This is a genomic window from Sulfuritalea sp., assembly GCF_031426875.1.
Classification (GTDB): domain Bacteria; phylum Pseudomonadota; class Gammaproteobacteria; order Burkholderiales; family Rhodocyclaceae; genus Sulfuritalea.
This window is the reverse complement of record NZ_JASJPC010000054.1, coordinates 23,508-27,591: the sequence shown is the minus strand read 5'-3', so window position 1 is coordinate 27,591 and position 4,084 is coordinate 23,508. Positions and strand designations below refer to the sequence as shown.

Annotated in this window: 1 protein-coding gene; it reads right to left on the bottom strand. The window is 64.5% G+C overall.

The features are described 5' to 3' along the window. Positions 1-92 precede the first annotated feature (92 nt). Positions 93-4,084 (bottom strand): YDG domain-containing protein (locus RMO95_RS20645; protein WP_310452565.1); only part of this gene is annotated, 3,992 nt, incomplete at its 5' end.

Below are 4,084 nucleotides of genomic sequence, written 5' to 3'. Positions count from 1 at the left end.
GATAAGCCGCTATCGCGAGCAAGCTCGCTCCTGCATCCATCGGTTTCAACATGTCTGCGTACTAGTCCGGTCGACGCGGACTGCGGTCGAGGTCAGGTGCATTGGGCGACCTTCTTCGCTGCCGCGCGACGCTCGTCTTTCTTCTCCGGCTTCTGATCGTCCTTCCGCTTCTTCTTTTCGTCCTTAGTTTCGTCCTTAGTTTCGTCCTTAGTTTCGTCCTTGGTCTCGTCCTTCTTTTCGTCCTTATCCTTGCTGGCTGCACTGGACGCTTCGGGCTTCGCCGGCGTGCTCTCCGGCGCTGGGGGTTCGCCCGCCGGCGCCGGGCTGGTCGCCGTGCCGCCAGCGCCAACTTCCTGCTCGGGGCTTGCGCCAAAGGTTCCGGTATCGCCGCCGGTGGTCTGCGAAAGCGAGGACAGCATGATGGAATCGGCGGACGTTTCAGTAGTCGCCGGGGACAGCACAGTCTCTGTCACGACAGGGTCGTCGGCCAGCGCTTCCGTGGTCTTGGTGAGCGTGGTAACGATGTCCTTGGTCGCGGTCTCGCCGGTGTCGGCAAACGTCCCGGCCGAACTGACGAAAGAAGGTGTCGCGCCGGCAAAGTTGGCCGGGCTCGACGTGATGCTGCCGGCAGTCGCGCTGTAGCTGATGCTGCCGCCGGCCGGAACACTGCTCACGGCGCCGCCGGCAAGCACGATGTCGCCGCTGCTGCTGGTCAGCGCGATAGTCTGACCCTGGATGCCGGCGTTCTGCGCAATCGTGCCATAGGCCGAAACACTCACCGCGCCGCCTGCGGCGAGCGGGCCATCCAGGGTGATGGTGCTGGCCGGCGACGGCGTCGGTGCGCTCAGGCTCAGGTCTGCGGCGGCGGCGAGACCACCGCTGCCGATATGGATCGGGCTGTGCGCGGTGAATGCCAGCGAGCCACCATTGGCACTGACCGGCGACGCGGTGGTGAAGATGCCGCCGCTGGCATCGACCAGGATGTTGCCGCTGGCCGTGCTTACCGCGCCGAGGATCAGCGGTGCGTCATTGACGATGGTCAGCGCGCCCGCCGCCTGGGTGATATTGATCGCACCGGAAAGCGCCAGGCTGCCGCCGCTCTTGCTGAAGCTCTCGCTGACATTCAGCGTCCCGGCGCCGTTGAGGATTCCGCCGCTCTGGGTATAAGCCGGCGTGCTGAGGCTGCCGGCGATGCCGAGGCTGCTCCCGGCCATGATGAAGCCGCCGCCGCTGCCCACAGTCACGCTGTTGACTTGCGTCGCGGCGGTGGCGGCATCGAAGCTCACCGCCGTGCCGGACGGGATGCTGACGGTGAGGACATTGCTGCCGTCCGGCAGCGCATTGCCGGCCCAGTTCGACGCCGTCGACCAGTTGCCGCTGCTGCCGCCGGTCCAGGCCACGCTCGCCAGTGGCGTGATGCTGCCGCTGCCGGTCGCCGCTGCCGGCAGGCTGTAGTCGGATGTCTTTCCCCCGGTAAGCGCAAGCCCGCTGTAGCTGACTGTCTTCGTTGCACCGACGTTGCGGCTGTCATAGGCGGCGGTCGCTACCACGCCCGGCAAATCACCGTTCGCCAGATTGTTCAGCGTGTAGCCGCCAACTGTTGCAGTCACGTTGCCGTCGTAGGTCTTGGTTGCCGGCACGAAACTGACCGTCAGCGGTCGCGGCGTGACGGCCAGCGCGCCATCGGCATAAGTGACGCTGTAATTGGCGGGATTGAAGCTGCCGCCCGTGGCAGCGCCGGCGGTGATCGCATACGGTGAGCCAGCGACGCCGGCCAGCGCGTCCGCACCGCTGCTGGCCAGGGTGACACTGCCCACTGTCTGGCTGTTCTTCAGGCCGGTGGCGACAAATTCGGTGCCGGCAAAGCTGAGCGTGTCACCGTAGACCTTGCCCTGATTGCTGGCCGAAATGCTGAGCGGCGCCTGGGTGACGTTATAGGCCAGCCCTGTTCCAGCGCTGAAGGTATAACCCGCGCCGCTCGATAATCCGCTGGCATAGTTCAGGGTATAGTTGCCCACATCGCTGGCAGACGCAGGTGCCGGAATATTCAAGCCGGGCGCCCCGGCAATCCCGATGTTTGCGGCATTGTCCTCGGCATCGGCAAATCCTGTCAGTGTGTAGCCAAAACTGGCGGTCGGCGCATCGCCGTAAACATGGTTGGCGCTGCCCGTCAGCGTCGTATCGACAGACAGCGTTCCGGCCGCAGATGCATAGATGAAACCGTTGCCCGTCGCGCTCAGGGCGCCCAGACTGTTGCTGTAGCGCCGAAAGTCCGAAGTCAGACCGTTCTTGGTGACCGATCCGGGATCGGACGCATACACCAGCCAGCGCCCTCCAGCACCGACCGAGAATGCTCCCGTGCCCACCGCATTGGCAAATCCGCTGCCCTCGATCACGATGCTGCTGTTTGCCGCCGTGGTGGTCTGGACGCCATTGAGGGTCACCGTGCCAGTCGGCGCGCTCAGGGTAATGGCGTTGGCCGCCGTCAGAGCCGGCACCGTCAGGGCGCCGCTCGACTGGGTGATGTCGATCGATGAGAAGGTGCCGCTGAAACTGCCTCCCGCATCGCTGAAGCTGTTGGTGACGGCAAGACTTCCTGTGGTCGCAACTGCCGCCCCTGTACCGAGCGAGAAGTTCGCCGGGGCGAGATCGATCGTGCCCGCCAGCGTACCGCCGCTGACAGAAAGATCCCCGGTGACACCGCCCCCCCCAAACAGGTTCAAGCCGTTGTTCAGCACGTTCAGCGCACCGCTGCTGTCGATTGCCGCGTTGATGGTGCCGCCATTGCCCAATGCGCCGACGTTCAGCGTGCCGGAGTTGTTGAAGCTGTTGACACCGGTGCTGTTGATGTTGGCGTAGTTGATGTCCCAGGTGCCGGCGTTAAAAATGGCCGCGCCGTTCAGCAGCCGCAGATCCGCGCCGTTTCCGCCCTGATCCTGATTCGATCCGAGCGTCGCCGTGCCGTTGTTGATCAGCGACTTGCCATCCAGGAAGGTGTAGTTCCAAGCATTCGACGTGACTCCGGCAGGCATGTTCAGCGCCGAATTCACGGTGATGGCGCCGGTCCCGGTTAACGTTCCACCGGTCCAGTTGAAAATCCCCGCCGAAACGGCGCCGGCACCGCTCAATGTGCCGGACGACTGGGTGAGGTTTGCCAGTGACATAGGCCCGTTGGCGGTGAGCGTGCCGCCGCTGATGGTGAGATTTCCGGCCAATGTCGAGGTGGTGCCGGGATCGATCAGGGTAAGCGCGCCGCCCGCAGCGATGGTCAGGTGATTGTTCGCAGTCGAGTTCAAGCCCTTGATGGTTTGACTGTCGGCAAGATTGACCGTGACTCCGGCAACCAGGTTGAGGTAGGCGACATCCGCACTACTCGGCAAAGCATCTCCGGTCCAATTGGCGGCGATGGACCAGTTGCTGTTGCCGCCGCCGCCATCCCAGCAGATGCCGCCGCAGATCACGCCAGTGTGCGTGAGGCGGTAGAGATTGCCGACGATGGCGCCATTGACCCCACTGGGCAGGTTGCTGGTGGCGAAACTGCCGCTCGCCGAGCCTGCGGTGAGAATGTCGAAACTCTGATTGCTGGGCGTGAAGCCGTTGACGAGCGGAGCATTGAGGATGCCGCCGAGGGTGACGGTACCGGAGACGATGATCTGGTCATGGCCGGTGCCGGCCGTGGCGCCGCCAAGTCCGGCTTCGATGGTGCCACCGGCGTTGTTGGCCAGATTGCCGGTAATCGACAGCGTGCCGATGGTGGTCCCGCTTGCCGCGCCCGGCGCAATGAGGCCATCGTTGCTCAAGGTCGCCGCAGCCAGGTTGAGCGTTCCGTTGCCGCGAATGATTCCGCCCGCCGCATTGAGCAGCGCGCTGCCGTTGGTGCCCAGCGTCGCCGCGGCGGCAAGGTCGATCACCCCGCTGTTGGTGCCCCCGCTGAAGCCGTCGATCTGCAGCGTTCCGGTCTGAACTTCCACCACGCCACTGGTGGTGTTGTTGAAGTCGACTACGCCAGTCACTGTCGTGGTGCCGCTGGCCACGGTCTTGCGCAGCAACCCGGCGTTGATCACGACTTCGGCGCCGCCGCCGT